Annotated in this window: 25 protein-coding genes; 13 read left to right on the forward strand and 12 right to left on the reverse strand. The window is 64.5% G+C overall.

The window, feature by feature from the left end:
- Window positions 1-65 precede the first annotated feature (65 nt).
- Both ABD05_RS20240 and ABD05_RS20245 read left to right on the forward strand, forming a co-directional pair.
- Window positions 66-926 carry an ion transporter gene (locus ABD05_RS20240; RefSeq protein WP_082146269.1) on the forward strand — a complete coding sequence of 287 codons (861 nt, stop codon included), beginning with the start codon at window positions 66-68 and terminating at the stop codon, window positions 924-926.
- A gap of 10 nt (window positions 927-936) precedes the next feature.
- Window positions 937-1,746 carry a TlpA family protein disulfide reductase gene (locus ABD05_RS20245; RefSeq protein ID WP_047901907.1) on the forward strand — a complete coding sequence of 270 codons (810 nt, stop codon included), beginning with the start codon at window positions 937-939 and terminating at the stop codon, window positions 1,744-1,746.
- A gap of 245 nt (window positions 1,747-1,991) precedes the next feature.
- On the opposite strand, the gene arsN2 is transcribed toward ABD05_RS20245, so the two are convergent.
- The 6 genes from arsN2 to ABD05_RS20275 form a co-directional block, all read right to left on the reverse strand.
- Window positions 1,992-2,420 carry an arsenic resistance N-acetyltransferase ArsN2 gene (gene arsN2, locus ABD05_RS20250; protein ID WP_047901908.1) on the reverse strand — a complete coding sequence of 143 codons (429 nt, stop codon included), beginning with the start codon at window positions 2,418-2,420 and terminating at the stop codon, window positions 1,992-1,994.
- 104 nt (window positions 2,421-2,524) lie between these two features.
- Window positions 2,525-3,247 (reverse strand): arsenical resistance protein ArsH, encoded by a 723-nt coding sequence (gene arsH, locus ABD05_RS20255; RefSeq protein ID WP_047901909.1) that lies wholly within the window; start codon window positions 3,245-3,247, stop codon window positions 2,525-2,527.
- Window positions 3,248-3,318: 71 nt separating this feature from the next.
- A complete protein-coding gene (gene arsB, locus ABD05_RS20260) occupies window positions 3,319-4,389 on the reverse strand; it encodes an ACR3 family arsenite efflux transporter (RefSeq protein ID WP_047901910.1) in 1,071 nt (356 codons plus the stop codon).
- Between the two features lie 64 nt (window positions 4,390-4,453).
- Window positions 4,454-4,948, reverse strand: a complete 495-nt coding sequence (locus ABD05_RS20265; RefSeq protein ID WP_047901911.1) for an arsenate reductase ArsC — start codon at window positions 4,946-4,948, stop codon at window positions 4,454-4,456.
- Window positions 4,949-4,970: 22 nt separating this feature from the next.
- Entirely contained in the window at window positions 4,971-5,306 is a 336-nt protein-coding gene (locus ABD05_RS20270) for an ArsR/SmtB family transcription factor (protein WP_047901912.1), read from the reverse strand.
- Window positions 5,307-5,610: 304 nt separating this feature from the next.
- Window positions 5,611-6,252 carry a TetR/AcrR family transcriptional regulator gene (locus ABD05_RS20275; protein WP_047901913.1) on the reverse strand — a complete coding sequence of 214 codons (642 nt, stop codon included), beginning with the start codon at window positions 6,250-6,252 and terminating at the stop codon, window positions 5,611-5,613.
- An 83-nt stretch (window positions 6,253-6,335) separates the two neighbouring features.
- Between ABD05_RS20275 and ABD05_RS20280 the strand changes: the two genes are divergently transcribed.
- Genes ABD05_RS20280 through ABD05_RS20290 form a run of 3 tightly spaced genes read left to right on the forward strand, consistent with a single transcriptional unit; the run spans window position 6,336 to window position 8,922 of the window.
- Entirely contained in the window at window positions 6,336-6,770 is a 435-nt protein-coding gene (locus ABD05_RS20280) for a carboxymuconolactone decarboxylase family protein (protein ID WP_047903679.1), read from the forward strand.
- 2 nt (window positions 6,771-6,772) lie between these two features.
- Entirely contained in the window at window positions 6,773-7,723 is a 951-nt protein-coding gene (locus tag ABD05_RS20285; protein ID WP_047901914.1) for an alpha/beta hydrolase, read from the forward strand.
- Entirely contained in the window at window positions 7,720-8,922 is a 1,203-nt protein-coding gene (locus ABD05_RS20290) for an MFS transporter (protein ID WP_047901915.1), read from the forward strand. The genes ABD05_RS20285 and ABD05_RS20290 overlap by 4 nt, the downstream gene beginning before the upstream one ends.
- 267 nt (window positions 8,923-9,189) lie before the next feature.
- Here the strand turns inward: ABD05_RS20290 and ABD05_RS20295 are convergent, their stop codons facing one another.
- Complete coding sequence (locus ABD05_RS20295; protein WP_047901916.1) at window positions 9,190-9,597, reverse strand: hypothetical protein; 408 nt, start codon at window positions 9,595-9,597, stop codon at window positions 9,190-9,192.
- Window positions 9,598-9,737: 140 nt separating this feature from the next.
- Window positions 9,738-11,447 carry a 2-isopropylmalate synthase gene (gene leuA / locus ABD05_RS20300; protein WP_175804842.1) on the reverse strand — a complete coding sequence of 570 codons (1,710 nt, stop codon included), beginning with the start codon at window positions 11,445-11,447 and terminating at the stop codon, window positions 9,738-9,740.
- Between the two features lie 934 nt (window positions 11,448-12,381).
- Here leuA and ABD05_RS20305 point away from each other — a divergent pair.
- From ABD05_RS20305 to ABD05_RS20320, 4 genes are all read left to right on the forward strand, one after another.
- Window positions 12,382-12,771, forward strand: coding sequence for a fucose-binding lectin II (locus tag ABD05_RS20305; RefSeq protein WP_047901918.1), 390 nt, complete (start codon window positions 12,382-12,384; stop codon window positions 12,769-12,771).
- A gap of 128 nt (window positions 12,772-12,899) precedes the next feature.
- Complete coding sequence (locus tag ABD05_RS20310) at window positions 12,900-13,742, forward strand: fucose-binding lectin II (RefSeq protein ID WP_047901919.1); 843 nt, start codon at window positions 12,900-12,902, stop codon at window positions 13,740-13,742.
- A 200-nt stretch (window positions 13,743-13,942) separates the two neighbouring features.
- The gene (locus tag ABD05_RS20315; RefSeq protein WP_047903680.1) at window positions 13,943-14,677 is read left to right on the forward strand and encodes a fucose-binding lectin II; all 735 of its coding nucleotides are present in this window, start codon (window positions 13,943-13,945) and stop codon (window positions 14,675-14,677) included.
- Between the two features lie 149 nt (window positions 14,678-14,826).
- A complete protein-coding gene (locus ABD05_RS20320; RefSeq protein ID WP_047901920.1) occupies window positions 14,827-15,666 on the forward strand; it encodes an AraC family transcriptional regulator in 840 nt (279 codons plus the stop codon).
- A gap of 74 nt (window positions 15,667-15,740) precedes the next feature.
- Here ABD05_RS20320 and ABD05_RS20325 read toward each other — a convergent pair whose 3' ends face one another.
- A complete protein-coding gene (locus ABD05_RS20325) occupies window positions 15,741-15,830 on the reverse strand; it encodes a hypothetical protein (protein WP_238594184.1) in 90 nt (29 codons plus the stop codon).
- A gap of 106 nt (window positions 15,831-15,936) precedes the next feature.
- Window positions 15,937-17,310, reverse strand: a complete 1,374-nt coding sequence (locus tag ABD05_RS20330) for a M23 family metallopeptidase (protein ID WP_047901921.1) — start codon at window positions 17,308-17,310, stop codon at window positions 15,937-15,939.
- Window positions 17,311-17,637: 327 nt separating this feature from the next.
- On the opposite strand from ABD05_RS20330, the gene ABD05_RS20335 reads away from it, so the two are divergent.
- A complete protein-coding gene (locus tag ABD05_RS20335; protein ID WP_047901922.1) occupies window positions 17,638-18,507 on the forward strand; it encodes a mechanosensitive ion channel family protein in 870 nt (289 codons plus the stop codon).
- Window positions 18,508-18,572: 65 nt separating this feature from the next.
- On the opposite strand, the gene ABD05_RS20340 is transcribed toward ABD05_RS20335, so the two are convergent.
- Together ABD05_RS20340 and ABD05_RS20345 are read right to left on the reverse strand one after the other, a co-directional pair.
- Window positions 18,573-19,715, reverse strand: a complete 1,143-nt coding sequence (locus ABD05_RS20340) for a branched-chain amino acid ABC transporter substrate-binding protein (RefSeq protein WP_047901923.1) — start codon at window positions 19,713-19,715, stop codon at window positions 18,573-18,575.
- A 71-nt stretch (window positions 19,716-19,786) separates the two neighbouring features.
- A complete protein-coding gene (locus ABD05_RS20345; protein ID WP_047901924.1) occupies window positions 19,787-20,824 on the reverse strand; it encodes a histone deacetylase family protein in 1,038 nt (345 codons plus the stop codon).
- 126 nt (window positions 20,825-20,950) lie between these two features.
- Between ABD05_RS20345 and ABD05_RS20350 the strand changes: the two genes are divergently transcribed.
- The 3 genes from ABD05_RS20350 (at window position 20,951) to mqo (ending at window position 24,028) form a co-directional block, all read left to right on the forward strand.
- Window positions 20,951-21,439, forward strand: a complete 489-nt coding sequence (locus tag ABD05_RS20350; protein WP_047901925.1) for an Lrp/AsnC family transcriptional regulator — start codon at window positions 20,951-20,953, stop codon at window positions 21,437-21,439.
- 64 nt (window positions 21,440-21,503) lie between these two features.
- Complete coding sequence (locus ABD05_RS20355; protein WP_047901926.1) at window positions 21,504-21,791, forward strand: hypothetical protein; 288 nt, start codon at window positions 21,504-21,506, stop codon at window positions 21,789-21,791.
- A 575-nt stretch (window positions 21,792-22,366) separates the two neighbouring features.
- Window positions 22,367-24,028 carry a malate dehydrogenase (quinone) gene (gene mqo, locus ABD05_RS20360; protein WP_175804841.1) on the forward strand — a complete coding sequence of 554 codons (1,662 nt, stop codon included), beginning with the start codon at window positions 22,367-22,369 and terminating at the stop codon, window positions 24,026-24,028.
- The last annotated feature ends 217 nt before the right edge of the window (window positions 24,029-24,245 follow it).

Raw genomic sequence — 24,245 nt, forward strand, 5'->3', positions numbered from 1 at the left:
ATTGGCATCGGGCCGCTCGTAAACTCCGGGCCGTGAACCTCTCGACCGAACCCCTCGTCCAGACGATGCGCGCCGCGATCCGCGACGCGATCCGTCATCCCCGCTTTCTCCGTGGCCTCGACATCGCGGTGCTCGCGCTGATCGTCGCGAGCGTCTTCGTCGTGATGATCGACAGCGTGCAGGAACTGCACGCGCAATACGGCAATGCGCTGTACGCGGCCGAATGGGCGTTTACGCTGCTGTTCACCGCCGAATACGCGGTGCGCCTGTTCACCGCGCGCAAGCCCGCCGCCTATGCGCGCAGCTTCTTCGGCATCGTCGATCTCGTGTCGATCCTGCCGACCTATCTCGCGTTTTTCTTCCCCGGCCTGCATGCGCTGATCGACGTGCGCCTGCTCAGGCTGCTGCGCGTGTTCCGCATCCTCGGGCTCGCGATCTATCTCGAGGAAGGCCAGATGCTGATCCGCGCGCTCACGCGCGCCCGCCGCAAGATCTTCGTGTTCATCGGCGGGATGTTCGTGATCGTGGTGATCCTCGGCACGGTGATCTTCCTCGTCGAAGGCCCCGAGAACGGCATCACGAGCATTCCGGTCGGCGTGTACTGGGCCGCCGTGACGATGAGCACGACCGGTTACGGCGACCTGACGCCGCACACGCCGCTCGGCCGGCTGATCACGTCGTGCGCGATCCTGCTCGGTTACGGCATCATCGCGTTCCCGACCGGTATCATGGGTGCCGAACTCGTCGCGTCCGCGCTCGAACGCGGACGGGCGCAGCAGGCATCGTCCGGCGACGCCGGCGCGACGGTCTGTCCGCATTGCGGCGCATGCGCATCGAAGCAACGCGACGATGCGATCGCCGGAGCAACACAGCGCGCGCCCGACCGCCCATCATCAACGCATTCCTCATTCGATAAACGACAATGAACGCTTTCTCATGCTGAGCATCGGCCCCTTTTCCGTCAGGGTCGTGGCCGTCGCCGTCGCCGCCCTGATCGCGTGGCTCGTCGCGCGATTCGCGCAGCGCAACCGATCCGCCGGCCAGCACAAAACTTCCGCGAGCCTGCTGCTCGACGCGCTGCTGATCGGGTTGATCGCCGCGCGCGTCGGCTATATCGCACGCTGGTGGCCCGACTACTTCGCCGCGCCGAAATCCATCGTCGCGCTCGGCGACGGCGGCTTTACCTGGTGGATCGGGTTGCCGGTCGCGCTCGCCTATATCGGCTGGCAGTCGCGCCGCCTGCCCGGACTGGCGCGCCCCGCGCTCGCCGGCATCGCCGCCGGCATGCTGGCATGGGGTGCGGCGCAGGGTGTGCTGGCGACGTTCGACCGCACGGCTGCACCGTTGTCCGCGCTGCGGGTGGAAACGCTCGATGCAACGCCCGTCGCACCGAACAGCTACGCAGGCAAACCCGTCGTCGTGAACCTGTGGGCGACCTGGTGCCCGCCGTGCCAGCGCGAAATGCCGATCCTGGCGCAGGCGCAGCGGGATTACCCGGGCGTCAGTTTCCTGATGATCAATCAAGGCGAGGATGTGCAGACCGTGCGCGCGTTTCTGGAACGCGAAGGGCTGCGCTTCGACCACGTGCTGCTCGATCGCTCGCTCGGCGCGATGAAGACCTACGGTTCGCGCGGGTTGCCGACGACGCTGTTCTTCGATGAACAAGGCAAACTGGTCGAGTCGCACATGGGCGAGATCACCGCCGCGCGGCTGAAGGACACGGTGAATACGCGGTTCAGTCGTTGAGGTTCTGGGGTATCACTGGCGGAACACGGCGTGGACATGGCGTTAGGCGTCGACGGCGGGTGGCTTGCACAGTGATCGAACCCCGTGCTTGCGTCCCGCCCTTCCCGATCAGATCAACCCGCCTGCGCGCCATTCGTGCGCGTGAGCGCGTGCCGGCGTCAGGCGATCGGCCGCATCGCATCCAGCCACGCACGGTTAGATGAACGGCGATCCCGAACCTGCTCGTCTTCACCGCGCGAATTTGGCTAAAGCACCTTGAGCATGACCGTGGCAGAGGCCGGGCACACACCCGCGAACTGGCCGGACGACAGCAGTGGCCGGGGCACATCGCCGAACGTGACACGCACGAAACCCTGCCCGGCAAAGTAGTTCTCCGCCGTGGTCGTGCGCAACGCTACCGCTTCGATCGCGCGACCTCGGCATTCCGCAAGCAAGCGCGAAACTATCGTCTTTCCCAAGCCTCGCCCGCGCGCTTGTGCAGCGACGGCAATCGATCGGATCAGCGCGAAGTTGCCGTGGTATTCGATGCCGCCGCATGCAATGACGCTCCGGGCATCGACGGCCACGATGAAATTCGGCAAGTATTCCGCCACGCCGGCGACAGGCAGGTCAGAGGCGCGAAGCAGGGACTCTATCGGAATCAGATCGGATACTGCGGCAGCGCGAAGTTGCATGGCGGCGATCCTCGGAGGGTGGAAGCTTTGCAGGCGGCAGCGATTCGCAGGCGCGTATGGCCTCGCGCGAGGTGCCGATGGCCTACACGCCGCACCATGGCGCGTCAGATACTGCGCTGATTGACGCGCTTCGACAGTTCCTCCGCGCTTTCCTTCCGCTCGCTATACCGGTCGACGAGATAAGGACCAACATCCCGCGTCAGCAACGTGAACTTGACCAGCTCCTCCAGCACATCCACCACACGGTCGAAATAAGCCGACGGTTTCATCCGCCCTGCTTCGTCGAATTCTGCGAACGCCTTCGCCACCGACGACTGGTTCGGGATGGTCAGCATGCGCATCCAGCGTCCGAGCACGCGCATCTGGTTCACCGCATTGAACGATTGCGAGCCGCCGCTGACCTGCATCACGGCGAGCGTCTTGCCCTGCGTCGGCCGAACAGCACCCATCGACAGCGGAATCCAGTCGATCTGCGCTTTCATGATGCCGGTCATCGCGCCATGCCGTTCCGGCGAGCACCACACCATGCCTTCCGACCATTGCACGAGTTCGCGCAGCTCGACGACCTTCGGATGACGCTCGGGCGCATCGTCGGGCAGCGGCAGGCCACTCGGATTGAACACGCGTACCTCGGCGCCCATCGCGGTGAGCAGCCGCGCGGCTTCCTCGATCAGCAGCCGGCTGAACGAACGCTCGCGCAGCGAGCCGTACAAGAGCAGGAACCGGGGCGGATGGGTCGACGGCGACGCCGGTCTCAACTGGCCGGCGTCCGGCACGCGGAACAGTTCGACGTCGAGTTGCGGTAGATCGCTCAGATAATCAGACATGCTTGCGTTCCGTGTGATTGCGATGAATCGTGGTGTCGGTCATGGTCATGCGGATTGATTCTCCTGTTTGCTCAAGCCCGTTCGTACCAGCCCTTCGACCGATTCACGATGCGCACCACCAACAGCATGACCGGTACTTCGATCAGCACGCCGACGACGGTGGCCAGCGCCGCGCCGGAATGAAAACCGAACAAACTGATCGCGGCCGCGACGGCCAGCTCGAAGAAATTGGATGCGCCGATCAGCGCCGACGGGCACGCGATGTTGTGCTTCTCGCCCACGGCGCGATTGAGCCAGTAAGCGAGCGCCGAATTGAAAAACACCTGGATCAGGATCGGCACCGCGAGCAGCGCGATCACCAGCGGCTGCTTCAGGATCGCCTCGCCCTGGAACGCGAACAGCAGCACGAGCGTGGCCAGCAATGCGGCGATCGACCACGGGCCGATCTTCGCCATTGCGGCGTCGAACGCCGCCTGACCGTTCGCGAGCAGCCGCTTGCGCCAGAGCTGCGCGAGGATCACCGGGATGACGATATAGAGCACCACCGACGTAAGCAGCGTCGCCCACGGCACCGTGATCGCCGACATCCCCAGCAGCAGGCCGACCAGCGGCGCGAAAGCGATCACCATGATGCTGTCGTTCAGCGCGACCTGCGACAGCGTGAACAGCGGATCGCCGCCCGTCAGCCGGCTCCACACGAACACCATCGCCGTGCAAGGCGCGGCGGCCAGCAGGATCAGGCCGGCGATGTAGCTGTCGAGTTGCTCGGCCGGCAGCATCGGCGCGAACAGATGCCGGATGAACAGCCAGCCGAGGAATGCCATCGAGAACGGCTTGACGAGCCAGTTCACGACGAGCGTGACGCCGATGCCTTTCACGTGCTGACGCACTTCGTGCAACGCGCCGAAGTCGACCTTGACGAGCATCGGGATGATCATCACCCAGATCAGCAGCCCGACCGGCAGATTGACCTGCGCATATTCCATCCGGCCGATCTGCTGGAACAGGCCGGGCAGCGCCTGGCCGAGCGCGATGCCGGCGACGATGCACAGCGCCACCCAGACGGTCAGATAGCGTTCGAAGAAGTTGATGGAAGGCTTTGCAACGGCCGGCTCCGGCGGGGCGACGTTGGACGTGTTCATTGGACGGGTATCGGTCTTGAAGGCGCTGGCGGCCGGTGGATTCGGCCGGCCGCCGCGTGAATGCTCAGTTTCGCGAAATATCGGTCAGGGCCGCCTGGAGTTCGGCGTTGCTCATCCGATCGAGCGGCAGCGCCAGCAACTGCAACATCCGATAACCGATCGCCTGGCGCGTGAGCTCGAACGCGAGCCGCTTGCCTTCGTCGCCGCCCACCGCGTTCGACGGATCGGCATAGCCCCAATGCACTTTGACGGGGCTGCCGGGCCAGTACGGACACGTCTCCGCGGCTGCGCTGTCGCACACCGTGATGACGACGCGCATTTCAGGCGCACCTTCTCCGACGAATTCATCCCGGCTCTTGCTGCGGTAGCCGCCGACGTCGACACCGGCGTTCGTCAACGCTTCCAGCGCAAACGGATTGAGCCGGCCGCTCGGTGCGCTGCCGGCGCTGTACGCGCGCACGTCCTTGCCGAGCTTCGCGGCCCAATGATTGAGCATGCCTTCCGCGAGCACGCTGCGCGCGGAGTTGTGGGTACAGAGGATCAGGACGTTCGTGGTCATGGGCAAGGTACGCGAAGGCGCTTCAGGAAGATTGTGTGCCGGATGTCGAACAGGCCGACATCGGCGAGCACGGATTACCGCCGCAGCAGTTCTCCGTGAGATAGGCCAGCAAGCCGTTCATCGTCGCGAAGTTCGCGCAATAGATGACGAAACGGCCTTCCTGCCGGCTCGTGACGAGCGCTGCATGGGCCAGTTCTTTCAGATGAAAGGACAGCGATGAGGGGGGCACATCCAGCAGCGAGGCGATCTGCCCGGCCGGCAGGCCCTGCGGCCCCGCCTGCACGAGCGCGCGGAAGACGGCGAGCCGGGATTCGTGCGCGAGTGCCGAAAGGGCGGCGATGGTCTGGTTCGTTTCCATAATTCGACGATAATAGAAATATCGAATTCTGTAAACCAACTTCAACCCGAGGTAGACAACGCGCGATGGCGTCCGCGAACCTGAAGTATCAGCGCGAGTTGCCTGTACCCGCGTCGATACTACTCAGGAGTCCATCGTGAACGTCCCGATTGTGATGCCACGCTTTTTTGTACCGCATTCGAACGCAGCAGTGCAGTTCACGACTGGCTCGACCAGCAGTGGGTCGGCGGAGGCAAGGGGCTGGGCGACCTGGTCGCGGGAGATTGGACGGCAACCGAGGCCGCAGCCATAGGTCCGTTTTCTGTTACTTCGGGCGCGTTGCGTATGCACTCAAGAACACGGAAACCGCCTCTTGTACCACTCGTTTGCGTTCGGCTCGACCAGGCGCTCTTGCTTCCGCGCCAACGACACGCAGCCACAACAGGGGTTCATTGATCAAACCCAGGAATTGTTTGGCCACACGCACAGCATCACCGAAGCTCAATGTGCCCCGCTGGGCGCATGTCTCGAGATAGGTCACCAAAGCCTTCATTGCGGGTTCTTTACCAGCAGCCATGAAGCGCTCGGCCAGGTCCGGGAAGATCGCCCCCTCTGCAATCACCATGCGTAGCAGGGCAACGGCCTCCGGTGGCGCCCAGAAGTCGGCAACAGCTTGTCCGACTAGCGTCAATCCATGTTCGGGATTGGATAACGCAGCCGTATCCTGGGTGATTTCCAGCACCGGAAAGTCGCGCCAGACCTGCCGGACCGCCGCCTCGAACAAGGCTTCCTTGCTCTTGAACTGATTGTAGATCGTCCTGCGGGCAACGCCTGCATCGCGTGCTACCAGATCGATGCTTGTGCCGCCGTAGCCGCGCGTGAGGAAAGACGCGACAGCGGCATCGAGGACCGCCTCCTGTGTGGGTGGGACACGTGGCACGGGAGTGGGGGCAACGGCCTTCTTCAAGTTCGACTCCTATTGACGGAAATTGCACTGCACAGTACAGTGCAAGAAATATGCACTGCACTGTGCAGTCTATGGAGCATAACATGTCCCGAAATTTGTCTCCTGAGCATCCATCGGCACCTCCGGCTGGCAGCCGCTTTGAACGAGGATGTGCCACCTTCGAGCATGTGTTCGGCCTGCCGGCCAAGACATTCCTGGATGCGTTGGCTGACGTATCGCCGGATTTCGCGCGCCACGTCATGGAATGGGAATTCGCAGATGTCTACAGCAGGCCGGCATTGAGCCTGCGTGAACGCGAATTGGTAGTGCTTGCGGCCTGCGCGGCACTTGGAGCTACCGGCCAAGGCCCATTGCGACTGCATGTGGGAGCAGCCTTGCGCTCAGGGCTCACTCAAGAGGCCATCGTCGAGACTTTCATTCAGGTCGGTTTTGCCGCCGGTATGCCGGCGGCTTTGCTGGCAATGCAAACAGCCAAGGATGTGTTCGCCTCCGTGGCCTCCACTGAACCGAGGGGCTGAACATGGCGCTCGATCCTCTCATCGCCGACTTTCTCGCCAAACTTCGTCCTGCGGGCGGGCCCACCGCCTCACTGGATGCCCTGCGTACCGCCGGCGAAGTGCAATTGCGGCTCTTGCATGGCCCGCTGGAATCCATCGCCGACGTTCGAACTCATAGCGTTCTGAGCAGCGACGGCCATCCGATCCGGATTCGTGCCTATACACCGGTCACGTCGAATTCCGTACCCTTGCCAGCCATCGTCTACGCACATGGCGGCGGTTGGTTCCGATGCTCGCTCGATCTGTACGACAACCCTTGCATAGCGTTGGCTCACGCCACGGGCTGTGTCGTCCTGTCAGTCGACTATCGACTGGCACCCGAAAACAAGTTTCCGGTTCCCCTGAACGACTACTACACGGCCTTGTGCTGGGCCGCGAGTCATGCGGACAAGTTGGGGATCGACCGCACCCGCCTGGTGGCGGGTGGCGATAGCTCGGGTGCCAACCTCGCTGCGGCGGCAACGTTGCGTGCGCGGGATGACGCGACAGGCCCGGCCATTGCGCACCAACTGCTGCTGTATCCGCCATTGGATGCGGCGATGTCGTCAACGTCCTATCGCGAGTTTGCCACGGGCTACTTCCTGACCCGCAGTACGATGGAGTTCTGCTGGTCCGCCTATCTGAACGACAAGGCGGATGGCGACTCGCCGTGGGCGTCCCCACTCAGAGCGGCAAGCCTGTCGAATCTCCCTTCCGCCACGATCCTGGTTTGCGAATACGACCCGCTTCGTGACGAGGGTGAAGCCTATGCCCGTCGTCTCGGCGAGGCTGGCGTCGCCACGGAGTGTCATCGCCTGGACGGCATGGTGCATGGCTGCATCCACATGCTGGGCGTGACGCCTGGAGCCCGTCGTTTGTTCGAGCTTGCAGGCAGCTCGTTGAGGCGTTCGTTGAATCTCGCGGCGCAAGCATGACCATGCGACTGCAACATGACTCGACGGAGTTGGCACCCGTGGCGGTGCTGGCAATGGCCATCGTTTCCGGGCTGACCGTCGCCAACGTGTATTTCAATCAAGCGCTTCTGCCCACTGTCGCCGACAGTTTCAAGTTGGGGATACAGCAGGTCGGCTGGATCGCCACCTTGTCGCAAGTCGGTTATGCGCTGGGAATTCTGCTGATTGTGCCTCTCGGTGACAGCGCCAGGCCCCATATTTTGGTTCGTGTGCTGCTGCTGTGCGTCGCCGGTGCATTGTTTGCGGCAAGTCTGGCATCGTCCTTTGAATTCCTGGCCTTGTTCAGCCTGCTGGCCTGTATGGGTACCTGTGTGCCGCAGGTGCTGATGCCTCTGGTTGCCGGATTCACTTCCGTCGAGCGCAGAGGACGGGTTATCGCCACGGTGCAGACGGGGCTGGTGGTGGGGATCTTGCTATCACGCACCCTGGCTGGCTGGATAGCCAGTACCTGGAGTTGGCGCGCGGTGTACATCGCAGCAATGCTTGCGATGCTGATATCAGCGCTCTGCGTGCCTGCTCTCCTGCCGAAAGCAAATGACCGATCAGCGAGTATCTCGTATGGCGCGCTACTGCGCTCCCTGTGGCACATTTTTCTCCGCGAACCTGCGCTGCGGCTCTCTTGCATCTTGGGTGCGACGCTCTTTGCCGGCTTTTCGGCGTTCTGGACCATCATCGCCTTCAAGCTGGGCAAACCACCGTATCTGCTGGATTTGCGAGAAATCGGCCTGTTCGCATTCTGGGGCGCCGCCGGTGGTCTGCTCACGCCGGTTGTAGGCCACCTGTGTGATCGCCTTGGCACGAGGCGCATGAGCTTTGCAGCCCTAACCATCAGTGCGCTGGGATTTGCGCTCGCGCTGACTTTGTCGGTTCACTACCTGGCTTTGGTGCTCGCCGCGAATCTGATCAGTTTTGGATTACAGGCCGGGCAGATTTCCAATCAAGCCAGAGTCTTCAGACTGAGTGCGGAAGGGCGTAGCCGGATCAACACCGTATACATGGTGCTCAATTTCAGCGGAGGCGCGTTGGGCAGTGTCATAGGCGGTGCTGCCTGGGCAACCTATGGCTGGACAGGAATCTGTCTGTTCGGGCTGTTCTGTGCAGCAATCGCTGCATGTGCGCTATCGCTGATGGACGCTTTCGCCCCCTTGGACTGCAGATGAACTACATCGACTTGAAAAGCGGTGGGAGAATGCCCGCCATCGGATCGGGTACATGGCAACTGCGGGAACGGGAGTGCCAGCATGTCGTACGCGAAGCGCTCGATCTTGGGTGACCAGTCCGGCTCGGCCACGCGTGCGCGCAAGCGCACCCGCGCCACATCAGCTGCGATCGGTGTACCGCGCGCACGACAGCAACCCCACTTTCAACTACCCGTTGCGCGGTTCCTGACGCACTAGTCAGCTCTCGTCATCGGCCCGACACGCGACTTACGGCCGCGAGAACACCATCACGCGCCCCGACACGCGCTGCAGCTTGAGCCAGCCCATGTCGGCCGTGAAGCGCAGTTGCTGCAGCGGAAAATCGAACGACGCCTTCCCGGCGGCGCTCACGACCGCATCGGCGATCCAGCGAATCAGCGCCTTCCCTTCGTCGGTCGTCACGCTGCCGTTCTGGATGCCGCCGTAGAAGTAGCGATTCCCGGCATTGACCTCGTTCTGCAGCTGCATCCAGTGACCCGGCAAACCCGGCAGGGTCCGGAACAGGTCGGCGACCCGCTTCGTCGTCAGGCCACGCGCCCACAGCGCACCGTTCGCATCCGGCCGAGCCAGGTTGTGGCGATCCGCTTCCTGGGCCTGCCCCTTGATGTCGCCCCGCAGGGCATCGAGCTTCGACATGACGCATTCCTCATGGTGATGGGCGCGGGAAAATGGCCCCGCGCGCGCCGCTAGCACGATACGCCCGTTGCGCGAAGTCATCTCCTGTCAGGTTTGTCAGGCCACGCCGGACCTCGCCGGCGCGGCCATGACCGCCCCGCTTACGCGACAGCCTTCACCGCGTGCTGCACGTCGAAAAACGTCTCCTGCGCCGCTTCGTCGGCCCGCGCATACGCGCGGTTGACGCCGCTGATCACCGCGCGGATCGACGCGGTCGTCAGGTTCGCGTCGACGCTCACGCCGAACGCGCTGCCCCGCACGCCCGAGCCGGCCAGTTCCGCGATCGCGATCGCCTTCGCATCGGCGCCCTGCGACAACGCGCGTTCCTCGTAGTGCTGGATCCGCAGCGGCGTGCGCAGCGCGTGCATCAGCGCGTCGAGCGGGCCGTTGCCTTCGCCGCGCAGCACGCGGCGCTCGCCGTGCACGTCGGCGGTCAGCACGATCGTCTCGCGACCGTCACGTTCGGTCAGCTCATGGCCGACATAGCGCAGCGGCGCATCGCTTTCGACATACTCCTGCTGGAACAGCGACCAGATCTGCGCACTCGTCACCTCGTGCCCGCTGTCGTCGGTCAGGCGCTGCACGGCCGCGCTGAAGTCGACCTGCAGGCGACGCGGCAGCGCGACGCCATAGCCCTGTTCGAGCAGGTACGCGATGCCGCCCTTGCCCGACTGGCTGTTCACGCGAATGATCGAATCGTAGGTGCGGCCGAGGTCGCTCGGATCGATCGGCAGATACGGCATTTCCCACACGGCATCGGCGCGCTGCACCGCGAAGCCCTTCTTGATCGCGTCCTGGTGCGAGCCGGAGAACGCGGTGAACACGAGGTCGCCGACGTACGGATGACGCGGGTGGATCGGCAACTGCGTGCATTCCTCGGACGTGCGTGCGACTTCGTTGATCTGCGAGAAATCGAGGCCCGGATCGACGCCCTGCGTGTACAGGTTCAGCGCGAGCGTCACGAGATCGACGTTGCCCGTGCGTTCGCCGTTGCCGAACAGGCAGCCCTCGATGCGGTCCGCACCGGCCATCACCGCGAGCTCGGCCGCCGCGACCGCGGTGCCTCGGTCGTTATGCGGATGCACGGACAGGATCAGCGAATCGCGTCGCGCGAGGTTGCGGTGCATCCATTCGATCTGGTCCGCATAGAAGTTCGGCGTGCCGATTTCGACGGTCGCCGGCAGGTTCACGATCGACTTGCGCTCGGGCGTCGGCTGCCACACGTCGAACACGGCGTCGCAGACTTCCTTCGCGAAGTCGAGCTCGGTCGCCGTAAAGGTTTCGGGGCTGTATTGCAGCGTGAACTGCGTGTCGGTCGCGGCATCGGCGCAGCGCTTGATCGTGCGCGCAGCGTTCACCGCGAGCTGCTTCACGCCGTCGCGATCGAGGCCGAACACGATCTTGCGGAATTCCGGCGCGGTCGCGTTGTACAGGTGCACGATCGCGCGCTTCGCGCCGCGCAGCGATTCGAACGTGCGCTCGATCAGGTCGTCGCGCGCCTGCGTGAGCACCTCGATCGTCACGTCGTCGGGAATGTGGCCGCCTTCGATCAGTTCACGGACGAAGTTGAAATCGGTCTCGGACGCCGACGGGAACGCCACCTCGATCTCCTTGAAGCCGATCGCGACGAGCGTCTTGAACATCCGCATCTTGCGCGCGGCGTCCATCGGTTCGAACAGCGCCTGGTTGCCGTCGCGCAGGTCGGTGCTCATCCAGATCGGCGCATGCGTGATCGTGCGCGACGGCCACGTGCGGTTCGGCAGGTTGACGGGCGTAAACGGTCGGTACTTCGTCGCGGGGTTCTTCAGCATCATGGTGTTCGGTCCTCGGTCTGTTTATCGGGAAACCGCGGCGCGGCGGCCATCAGCAGCGGAGGCCGGCTGCGCGCGCAGCGATGAAACGGCACAACGGCAAAGCGGTACGGCAAACGACAGCCTTGGCGGTTGAGCGACCGGGACGGAGCGGAGCGATACGGGGGAAAGACGAACTCAGGCGCCGGTCGACAACCGGGGCCAGGTCGGTGATGCGGGGGAAATCTGGCGCTTCAGGAACGAAGCAGATGGAAAGCGCGCAGCCGCAGACCCAGCCCGGAGAAGCGGGCTAGTAGTCGTAGCGAGAAGAGGGGCTGGGCGGCTTGCATGGCCGGAATCAGATCACAGGGTGGAGGGGGCTGTCAACGGGCTGCTCGCCGGACGGGCACCGATCGCGCGGCTGGGGTGCCCGCAGAATCAGTCCAGTCCGACAGGCGGCGGCCAGCCCCGTCGATATGCTTCATGGGTGCGGCGCCGGTGAGGCCCTATTCATGTTCGGAGTGAGTCGGTCCATCCTCTTCGCCGGTCGCCGCACGCCTTCCCTTTACGATCGGGCTTCGGCGTGGGCGTTCGGTGGTGGCCGGTGGGCGCGGCCATGACAGAGATGCTGATGTTGAAACGAAACGCTGCCAGATGCGAACACCGAGCGCTCGCCCCGAAGCCTGATTGCACCGCAGCCGATCCGCCTGTACCGCGCACTATTCAGAAAAACGGCACGTGCGTCGGCATAATTTCCAGAATATATAAAAACATTCCCGATTAAATGCATTTCATTAAATCGATTAACCTCGATTTTCGATTTGCTGAACAATTACCATTCTCAGACGAATATTTTTTTATTTATTTTTCGACATGCTTGTTGAACCGCGCTTCAAACGGAAAACGTTTGCGCAACGCGGCGAGACGCCTTACCACTGTTCTTCAGGAGGAAAGCATGGCCGATTCTCAAACGTCATCCAATCGCGCCGGCGAATTTTCGATTCCGCCGAATACTGATTTCCGTGCGATTTTCTTCGCGAATGCCGCTGAACAACAGCACATCAAGCTGTTTATCGGCGACAGCAAGGAACCCGCCGCTTATCACAAGCTGACCACGCGCGACGGCACGCGCGAAGTCACGCTGAATTCCGGCAACGGCAAGATCCGTTTCGAAGTGTCGGTGAACGGCAAGCCGTCGGCCACCGACGCGCGCCTCGCGCCGATCAACGGCAAGAAATCGGACGGTTCGCCGTACACGGTCAACTTCGGGATCGTCGTGTCGGAAGACGGCCACGACAGCGACTACAACGACGGCATCGTCGTGCTCCAGTGGCCGATCGGCTGATCGGCTGAACGATCGCTCCGCCGATCCACTGACGACCGCCGGGCAGCCACCTTTCGCGCAGCCCGGCGGGGCTGCATCGCATCGCGAGGCATCGCACCCGAAACCCGTTTCGCTTTCAGGAGACCACTATGCCCATCCTTTCAGCTTCGATCACCAATGCGCCGGTCCTCACGTCCGAGACTTACGTCGACATCCCGGGCCTGCATATCGACATCGCGAAAGAGAACATTCGCGACGGCAAGCTGCTCGTCACGCTCAACGTGCCGACGCCATATGCCACCGGCGACAACTATCCCGGCATCTATTTCGCGATCGCGACCGACAAGGGTGTCGTCGCGGATGGATGCTTCACGCATTCCACCAAGGCGCCGGAAACCAGCGGGCGCGTGCCGTTCACGCTCGTCGTCGCGATCGACGTCGGCAGCGGCGTCACGTTCGTGAAAGGCCAGTGGAAAAGCGTGCGCGGCAGCGTGATGCATATCGATTCGTTCGCGAGCCTTTCCGCGATCGGCGAAACCGCCGCGCAATCGTCGTCGCAATCCGGCGGTAATCAGGGCGCCGAAACCGGCAGCGGCAGCGGTAGCAGCGGAACCGCCGGCGCCGGCAACATCGGCGGCGGCGGCGAACGCGACGGCACGTTCAATCTCCCGGCCAACATCAAGTTCGGCGTCACCGCGCTCGCGAACGCATCGAACGAGCAAACGATCGACATCTACATCGACGACAACCCGAAGCCGGCCGCCACGTTCAAGGGCGCCGGCTCGCATGACGAGAACCTCGGCACGAAGGTGCTCGACTCGAGCAAGGGGCGCGTGCGCGTGATCGTGACGGTGAACGGCAAGCCGTCGCGGCTCGGCTCGCGACAGGTCGACATCTTCAAGAAATCGTTCTTCGGGATCGTCGGGTCGGAAGACGGTACGGACGACGACTACAACGACGGCATCGTGTTCCTGAACTGGCCGCTGGGCTAAGCAACGGCAGACGCTCACGCAGAATCACGGCGCGGCATGTCCTGCGCGCCACTGTCGATATCGCAATGGCGACGGGACCGACCATCCATTGCGAATCGTTCGGGCAGCCACGGCTGCCCCATGCCTTGCTCCGCGCGCGACACGGCGAAACCGATTCGTCGGCCGCGCGACGCGAGACCTTCCATTCAGACGAGGACGACATGTCACAACCCTTTACCCATGATGACCTGTATGCACTTCTGCAACTCGCCGGCAACGACGCGCTCGCCGTGCAGGCCGGCGGCGACCAGGCGGTGCTGGACAGGATGCGTCAGTTCATGACCGCGCAACTCGTGGAGAAGCTGCCGCAATACGACGTGTTCGTCGACCTCTCCACCGTGCCGTACAGCTTCGACATCAGCAACTGGCAGAACAAGGTCAAGACCGATGCAACGGGGCAGGTGGTCGCCTGCACGGTGACGTGGGCCGGCGCACCCGGCGTGCTGCCGGGTGCAGCCGCCAAGTTCGGCATCGGCGCCGTGGTCACGTACTTCGCGAAAGCGACGGCGCAACCCGCGCAGCCGGACCCCGTGACGAATGCCGGCGGCGAACGCGACGGTGTCTTCAACCTGCCGCCGAACATCGCGTTCGGCGTGACGGCGCTCGTGAACTCGTCCGCGCAGCAGACGATCGAGGTGTTCGTCGACGACAACCCGAAACCGGCCGCGACGTTCCAGGGCGCCGGCACGCAGGACGCGAACCTGAACACGCAAGTGCTGAATTCGGGCAAGGGGAAGGTGCGCGTGATCGTGACAGCGAACGGCAAGCCGTCGAAGATCGGCTCGCGGCAGGTCGACATCTTCAAGAAGACCTACTTCGGGCTGGTCGGGTCGGAAGACGGTGCAGACGGCGACTACAACGACGGCATCGCCATCCTGAACTGGCCGCTCGGTTAAGCAGCGCAATCCTGCCGACCATCGCCACGCCGCCCGGCGTGGCGATTTGCTTTGGCGCCCCGGCCAGGCCAGGCCGCGTTTCGCAAGAACGATCAAATGCTCCCGCCACCGATACCATATAGTCCGCCCGACACCCTCATTGGCACGCTATGAACCCGGTTGGAAAAGCACTCTGGTTTATCGAAACCGAACTGGACAGGGAACTGACACTCGACAGGATCTCCGCCGATTGCGACATGACGCGCTTCGGTTTTTCGCGCCTGTTCTCGATGAATACCGGCTGGCCGGTGATGCGCTATGTCCGGTCGCGGCGGCTGACGCGTGCGGCGCGGGCATTGGCGCAAGGCGCGCCGGACATCCTTCACGTGGCGCTCGATGCCGGATATGGCTCCCATGAGGCGTTCACGCGCGCCTTCCGCGATCTCTTCGGCGTCACGCCGGAGGAAGTGCGGGCACGGCGCACTCTCGACGGGTTGTCTCTTGTGGAGCCGCTTCGCATGAAAGAGCTGAAAATCATCGCCGTTGCACCATCACGCTTCGAAGTCGCCGAAAGGCAGCTGATCGCGGGCATGAGCAGCCGCTATACCTTCGAAACCAATGAAGGGATTCCGGCGCTCTGGCAAGCCTTTATCCCGTACATCGGCACCATCCCCGGCCAGGTCGGCGACGTGACGTATGGCGTGTGCTGCAACCCGGATGCGGATGGCAGCTTCGAATACATCGCGGGCGTGGAGGTCAGGAGTCGCGACCGGTTACCCGCTTCATTTCGTTGCGTCGAACTCGAACCGCAACGTTATGCAGTCTTCGAACACAGCGGACATATCTCCACGCTTCACCAGACCTTCTACAGCATCTGGAACGGCTGGCTGCCGACGTCGGGGTTCAACGCGGTGGACGCGCCCGAGTTCGAACGCTACAGCGGGGACTACGATCCGGTTACCGGCACCGGGGTGCTCGAAATCTGGTTACCTGTAGAAAAATCAGCGTGAGTCGGCTGTCGGCGCCGATCGGCCGCGACGACGCTCGCCGCGGCCGATCGATCAACGCGTCATCACCATCGACATCACCATGCCCACCGCGCGCCCGCATTCCCGGTAATCGTGCGCTGATGCTCGCCGCCCAGGTTCGTCAGGTAGCTGACCGTCGCATACACGCTGCCGCGCTTCGTCAACTGCGCGACGAGCCCCGCGCCGATCTGCCCGGCCGTCCATGCGCGCCAGCAACGATTCCGGCCGGCCTGGCCGGCACGTGGTCAGCGGTCAGCCCGCATGCGGCGCGACAGCCGTCGACATTGCGACCGGCTGCGACCACGTGGCCGCGGCCAACTGCGTACGCGCGGCATGAGCCACGCGGTTGAACGCGACACGCCGCTCACCCTTCAGCGTCGCCGCTTTGGCGGCCTGCACCAGTTCGACCGGATCGACGAGACGGTCATGTCGACGGACTTCGAAGTGCAAATGCGGGCCGGTCGCCGTCCCGGTGCTACCGACCGCACCGACGCGTTGACCGCGAGCGACGCGAGCGCCGGTTCGCAGCTTCGGCTCGAATGCCGACAGGTGCGCGTAGTACGACGCATAGCCGCCGTCATGACGAATCACCACATACTTGCCGTAGCCGCGCGGCTCGGTGCCGATGAACGTCACGACACCGCGCTCCGACGCACGGACGGCACGGCCCGCCGGCGCAGCCAGATCGACGCCCGAATGCACGTGGCGTGCGCCGGTCACCGGATGCACGCGCGCGCCGAACTCCGAGCTGATCCGCGTCGCGGCGACCGGCATCGCGAACCGAGCGCCGGCGAGCGGCACGCCGTCGAGGTCGTAGTACGCGCCCGGCGAACCCGCGTCGGGCGCAAACCACACGCCCGCTACCTGCTGGCCGCGAAAGCGGATGTCGAGCGCCGTCACGCGCACACCATGCGGCAGCGTTGCGCTCTCGTCGGGTTCGAATGCGATGCGGAAGGTATCGCCTACCCCGCCGCGCTGCTTCGGATCGATGCGCCCGGCCAGCAGGCGGGTGATCTGCGCGGCAACGCCGGCCGGCAGTTCGGCGCGCGCCAGCGACGCCCGCAGGCTGCCGGTAATCGCACCGGCGCGCGTGCCGCGATCCGGCTGCGCGAGCATGAACGGCTCGGCCGACGCCAGATCGACCGGGCCTCGCTCGAATGCCGGCCGCGCACCCATCGACGGCAACGGCGATGCAATGCCGTAGGCGAACCGCGTCGCGTATCCACGTTCGATCGCACCGCGCGCCGCATCGCAGAGCACGCGGTAAGCCACGCATGCGCCGAAGCGGGCAACGGGATCGTCGCGATCGGCGCCTGTCGGCACGTTCGACGCATGCGATGCGTACGCGACATCGAGCGGCGCGGCCGACGATGCACGCAAGCCGCCCCACGTCGTCCGGGCGGAACTGAAAAAAGGCACGTCGACAAGGTCTGCCGTTTCAGCCGTCACGGGCGTGAACGGCGCGGCATCGTGAAACGCCTGCGCTGTTGCACCCTGTGTACCGGCGGCACAGGCCGCCGCGATGACACCGCGCAGCAGCGCGCGGCGAATCGGGAAACAGCGAACGCCGCGTCGAGCGGATTGACCTTGTTCGCGTGCGAGACGGAAACGCAGGTCCAACCGCATGACGTCGTCACTCGCTATCGATGAAAAATCGGGAAAGGACCGGGTATCGCGGAGGGACTATCGTCGCGATCCGGCAACTTGAAACCGAGTGTACCGGCGTGCGTGAAACGGCTGAATAGGACAAATCCTATTTTATGGACTTGCCGATTAGTACTAGAACGAAATCGCGATTTCACCGTCCGACGGCATGGCGCTCCGACCCCACGCATTCGCGCGAACCATCGTGTGCCGTGTACAGTCGAACGCTGCCGGCGCGCGCTCCCGCCTGTCCGATTGCGACGGAAGCGCGGCGCGTTGCGCCATGTGTCTTCAACCCGGAATCCCGTCATGTTTCTCGATCAACTACATCCGGAACGCTGGACGTTCCTGTGGAACGCCTTGTCCACCCTTTCCATCAAGCTGTGCGCGGGCCTTGCGCTGCTCGTCGCGGGCTGGTGGCTGTCGAAACGCATCGGCAACTGGCTGAACCGGCTGCTCTCGAACAAGGAGCGCGTCGACGAGACGCTGCGGCCGATTCTCTGCGACGTCGCCGTGTGGGGCATCCGCATCGTTGCGATCGTCGGCGCGCTGTCGCAGCTCGGCGTCGAAACCGCGAGCATCGTCGCGGTGCTCGGCGCGGCCGGCCTCGCGATCGCGCTCGCACTGCAGGGCACGATGCAGAACATCGCGGCCGGCATCATGCTCCTGCTGTTGCGGCCGTTCAAGGTCGGCGACTATATCGACGGCGGCACCGGCGTCGCGGGCACCGTCGACGAGGTCGGCCTGTTCATGACGCGGCTGACGAAGCCGGACGGCATCTGCGAATTCGTGCCGAACAGCGCGCTGTGGGGCAGCTCGATCCGCAACTACACGCGCAATCCGACGCGCCGCCTCGATCTCGAAGTGGAAGTGTCCGTGCATGACGATATCGATCGCGCGCTCGACGCGCTGCGCGCGCTGGCTATCGCCGACCCCGACGTGTTGCAGGATCCGGCACCGGACGTGATGGTGATGCGCTTCGACGACAGCACGGCCGTCGCGAACATGCGCGTGTGGACGCATACCGACACGTTCTGGGCGATGCGCTGGCGCCTCGCGCGCCAGGTGCGCAAGACGCTCGCCGATGCGGACTGCGCGCTGCCGATCCGCACGCGCGAGCTGCACATCGTGCACGACGCGGAACGTCGCGCGGACAGCGTGCGCGTACGGGCGTCGTAACGCGTAACGACATCGGGGCGCGGAACCGCGCATGACGCACGGCGCGGCGCGCCCCGGCTTCGTCGTCACATCTTCACGATATCGAGCAGCGCCTTCTTGCCGCTCTTGTACGTGAACACCGAGATCGCGCCGTGCTTCAGATCGCCCTGCGGCGTGAAGCTCGTTTCGCCGATCACGCCGCGATAGTCGGTGGCCGGCATCGCGGCCAGCACCTTCGCCGGGTCGGTCGAGTTCGCGCGCTTCATCGCGTCGACGATGATGTACACCGCGTCATACGAGAACGGCGCATACACCTGCATCGGCTGGTGGTAACGCGCTTCGTAGCGCTTCGCGAACGCCGCGCCGCCCGGCATCTTCTCGAGCGCGATGCCGGCCTCGGAGCACACGACATTGTCCGATGCCGGGCCCGCGAGCTTCGGCAAGTCGGTCGAACACACGCCGTCGCCTGCGAGGATCTTCGCGCGCATGCCGAGCTGGCGCGCCTGCTTCGCGAGCGGGCCGCCCGTCGCGTCCATCCCGCCGTACATGATCGCGTCGGGGTTCGCTCCCTTGATCTTCGTGAGGATCGCGCGGAAATCGATCGCCTTGTCGTTCGTCGCGTCGCGCGACACGACCTTCATCCCGGCCGCCTTCGCGGCCTTCTCGAACTCGGTCGCGAGGCCCTGCCCATACGCGGTCGAATCGTCGACCACGGCTACCGTCCTGATACCCATGTTCTTTGCCGCGTACATCGCGAGCGCCGGCCCCTGCTGCGCATCGGTCGCGACGACGCGATAGGTCGTCTTGAAGCCTTGTTGCGTGTACGTCGGGTTGGTCGCGGCCTGCGAGATCTGCACGACGCCGCCGTCTCGATAGACGCGCGACGCCGGGATCGACGTGCCCGAGTTGTGATGGCCGACGACGCCGACTACCTTGTCGTCGACGAGCCGCTGCGCGACCTGCGTCGCGGTGCGCGGATCGCCCGCGTCGTCCTGCGCGTCGAGCTGCAGCGTGACTTTCGTGCCGCCGATCGCGAGCCCCTTCGCGTTGATTTCCTCGACGGCGAGCCGCGCGCCGTTCTCGCTGTCCTTGCCGAGGTGCGCGATCGCGCCGGTCAGCGGCGCGACGTGCCCGATGCGCACGACTTCATCCGCGTGCGCCGGGAACGCGGACAGTGCGCACGTCAGCGCAGCCGCGGTAGCGAATGTCGTCTTGTGATGTCGATTCATGGCTGTCTCCTTCCTTGTCGCTCTTCGTCTGTGTTTCGGATACGTCGTTCGTTGAAGGCAAAACAACGCGCTCACGCGCGCCCTTCGAATCCCAGCAGTACGTTCACCGCGTTGATGCCGATCTCCTCGACCATGTAGCCGCCTTCCATCACGAACAGCGTCGGCAGATTCAGGCGCGCGAGCGCCTCGCCGATGCGCAGGTAATCGGGCGAGCGCAGCCGGAAGTGGCTGATCGGATCGTGCTCGAACGTGTCGACGCCGAGCGACACGACGAGCAGGTCGGGAGCATGCGCAACGATCGCGGCCGCCGCATGGCCGAGCGCCGTTGCGTAGGTGTCCCACTGCGTGCCCTTCGGCAGCGGCAGGTTCAGGTTGAAGCCTTCGCCCGCGCCTGCGCCGCGCTCGTCCGCGTAGCCGGAGAAGTACGGATACGACACCGACGGCTCGCCATGAATCGACGCGAACAGCACGTCCGCGCGTTCGTAGAAGATGTCCTGCGTGCCGTTGCCGTGATGGAAATCGACGTCGAGCACCGCGACGCGCGCGGCACCGCTCGCGATGCCGTGCTGCGCCGCGATCGCCGCATTGTTCAGATAGCAGTAGCCACCCATGTATTCACGGCCCGCATGGTGGCCGGGCGGCCGGCACAGCGCGAACGCCGCGCGCGCGCCGCCGTTCGACAGCAGGTCGGCGCCGGTGAGCGCCGAGTTCGCGCTCGCGCTCACCGCGTCCCACGTGCCCGCGTTGATCGGCGCGCCGGCGTCCATCGCGAAGAAGCCGAGCTTGCCGTCGATGAAGTCGGGCAGCGTCGCGGCCGCCGGCATCGCGCGCACCGGCCACACGAGCGGCAGCGCCTGGCAGGTGCGGCCGGTCGCGGTCCATTCGTCCCATGCGCCGGCGAGGAAATCGACGTAGCGCGCACTGTGCGCGCCGGCATAGCTGGCGCGATCGAACGCGCGCGGCGCGATCACGTCGCCGAGGCCGGCCGCGCGGACCTGCGCGAGCACCGTTTCGGCGCGAAGGGGGTTTTCGAACGACTCGGTGATCGCGCCGTCCTTCAGTTCGACGCCGCGATGCAGGTGGTGATCGCTGCTGTAGACCGTGAGCATGGTTGACCGTTGCAGTGATGGCAGTGAGGGGGTGGAAACAGTCTATTGATGCCCACCGGCAATAACTTTGCTTTTCGCATTCCCGTTTCGTACAATTTTGAGAAAACTGTCTATGGAACCCCGGATATGAGCAAAAATCGCGCTTCGGTTGAACTGGACGGCGTCGACCGCGCGATGCTCCGCCTGCTGCAGGAAGACGGCGCGCTGTCGAACGCGACGCTCGGCGAAAAGCTGTCGCTGAGCGTCACGCCGTGCTGGCGCCGCCGCAAGCGGCTCGAGGACGAGCGCGTGATCACCGGCTACCAGGCGAACCTCGACCGGCGCGCGCTCGGGATGAACGTGTTCGCGTTCGTGCAGGTGACCTTCAACATGCACTCGGACCAGGATTCCGATCACTTCGAGGACGTGATGCGGCGGCACGACGAAGTAACGTCGTGCCACAAGATCACCGGCGCGGCCGACTACATCCTGCAGGTCGTCGCGGCCGATCTCGACGCGTATGCGGAATTCGTCGAGCGTGTGCTGAGAAAGCAGGCCGGCGTGTCGTCGATCCAGTCGAGCCTCGCGTTGCGCGAGGTGAAGTTCTCGTCGCGCGTGCCGGTGCCGGACGCGTGAACGGCGCGACGAACAGGCGAGCCGTCATTCCGCTCCCGACCCTCATCCCATGGAGCACTACCCTATGAAGCGTTTCACTTCCTCTGCCTCGCTTGTCGCCGCGCTTGCCTGCGCGTTCGCATTGAGCGCCTGTGCGGCGCAATCGTCGGCGCCTGCCGATTCGTCGGCGCCGGCCGCACCGCCGATGGTCGGCGGCGATCGCGATGCGCACGGCTGCATCGGCTCGGCCGGCTACGCATGGTGCGAACAGACGCAGCAATGCGAGCGCCCGTGGGAACTTGCGAAGCAAAAGGGCTTCGCGAATTCGGCGCAAGCGTACGAGCAGTTCTGCAGGAACAATTCGGCGAGGTAGGCGGATCGCGGCGCGATGCCGTGACGCAATGACGTGCCGGCGCGAAGCGTTGCGCGATCGCTCGCGCATTGCATCGGCACATCGACATACCGACATTCCGACGTTTCACATCGGCACGCGGCGCGCCAATCGCGCGCACCGCGCCGTCAGATTCCCACCGGTTTTCCGGCGCGGCGCACCCCGATTCCGGAAACCCGGACACGCGAAAAACCCCACAAAAACAAGGACATTTTTCACGTGCGACACGGCAATCGACTTCGGTTATATTACGCGCCCCTTGCCACCCCGCCCCCGCCACACGCGTCGCGCGCGGCCTCTTTTCACGCAGCCTGAAGCGTCCTCCGCGCAGGCTTGCCGCAGGGGCCCGGGCGCGTTGCGCGCCACCGCGAAGCAGGTGATTGCCGGCCCGCAAGAAGCCGATCCGAAGGTGTCCTCCTCAACGGCTTCGCGTGCGCAAATGCAACGGCGAACAGCGTCGATCCGGAATTCCGGATTCGCGATCCGGATCTCCGGATGCGCGTATCGGCCGCGATCGACACGCTCGCCGGGCGGCATGGCAAACCGATGCATCCAAGTTGAAAAAGGGATCTGCTGTGATCAAAACGTTACGGGTAATACTGTCGGCGCTCGCGCTGTGCGTCGCCGCGTCGTCCGCGCACGCCGCCGATACGAAGAAGGTCGACGTCCTGCTGGTGGGCGGCGGCATCATGAGCTCGACGCTCGGCGTCTGGCTGCACGAGCTTCAGCCTGACTGGTCGATGACGATGGTCGAGCGCCTCGACGGCGTCGCGCTGGAAAGTTCGAACGGCTGGAACAACGCGGGCACCGGCCACTCGGCGCTCGCCGAACTGAACTACACGCCGGAAAAGGCCGACGGCAAGGTCGACATCTCGAAGGCCATCGAGATCAACGAGTCGTTCCAGATCTCGCGCCAGTTCTGGGCGTGGCAGGTCAAGCAGGGCGTGCTGAAGAACCCGCATTCGTTCATCAACTCGACGCCGCACATGAGCTTCGTGTGGGGCGACGACAACGTCCGCTTCCTGAAGAAGCGCTACGAAGCGCTGCAGGCGAGCCCGCTGTTCCGCGGCATGCAGTATTCGGAAGACTACGACCAGATCAAGCAGTGGGTGCCGCTGATGATGGAAGGCCGCGACCGCAAGCAGAAGGTCGCCGCGACGTGGACGCCGATCGGCACCGACGTGAACTTCGGCGAGATCACGCGCCAGTTCGTCGGCTACCTGAAGACGCAGCCGAACTTCACGCTGTCGCTGTCGAGCGAAGTGCGCGAGATCACGCGCAACACGGACGGCACGTGGCACGTGTCGTGGGTCAAGCTGCATTCGGATGAACCGCCGCAGGCCGTCGACGCGAAGTTCGTGTTCATCGGCGCGGGCGGCGGTGCGCTGCACCTGCTGCAGGCGTCGGGCATCCCCGAGGCGAAGGATTACGGCGCGTTCCCGGTCGGCGGCTCGTTCCTCGTGACCGACAATCCCGACGTCGTGAAGCAGCATCTCGCGAAGGCGTACGGCAAGGCGTCGGTCGGCTCGCCGCCGATGTCGGTGCCGCACCTCGACACGCGGATCATCGACGGCAAGAAGATCATCCTGTTCGGGCCGTTCGCGACGTTCTCGACCAAGTTCCTGAAGAACGGCTCGTATTTCGACCTGCTCACGAGCACCAACACGCACAACGTCGCACCGATGATGCGCGTGGGCGTCGACGAATTCCCGCTGGTCCAGTACCTCGCCGGCCAGCTGATGCTGTCCGACGACGACCGCTTCAACGCGCTGAAGGAATACTTCCCGAACGCGAAGAAGGAAGACTGGCGCCTGTGGCAGGCCGGCCAGCGCGTGCAGATCATCAAGCGCGACCCGGTGAAGGGCGGCGTGCTGAAGCTCGGCACCGAGATCGTCAGCTCGCAGGACGGCAGCATCGCGGGCCTGCTCGGCGCGTCGCCGGGCGCGTCGACGGCCGCGCCGATCATGCTGAACCTGATGAAGAAGGTGTTCAAGGACAAGGTCGCGACGCCCGAGTGGCAGCAGAAGATCCGCCAGATCGTGCCGAGCTACGGCACGAAGCTGAACGACAGCCCGGCGAAGGTCGTCGAGGAATGGACCTACACGAGCGACGTGCTGCAGCTCTCGCCGCCGCCGAAGATCGACGTCAACGTGCCGTCGCAGGCGACCGGCACCGCACCGGCCCGCCCGGCCAAGGCGTCGGCCGACATGGCGCTGTAAGCGGCCACGCGCCGCCGCGCCGCACGACATGGCCGCCCTCCGGGGCGGCCATTTTTCATGGGGCGGACAGGCGGCACGGGCGGCGTCGCCCAGCCGGTCGCCCGCTTCCGCTAGAATTGCGGCACGCGCGACCCCGTCGCCGCCCGATCCATCATCCGCATCGACGCAGTCCAAGCGACCGCCGGTGCGGCCCGCGCCCGAGCCGCGCGAGCGCCGC

The sequence above is a fragment of the Burkholderia pyrrocinia genome (assembly GCF_001028665.1).
GTDB classification, from domain to species: Bacteria; Pseudomonadota; Gammaproteobacteria; order Burkholderiales; family Burkholderiaceae; genus Burkholderia; species Burkholderia pyrrocinia.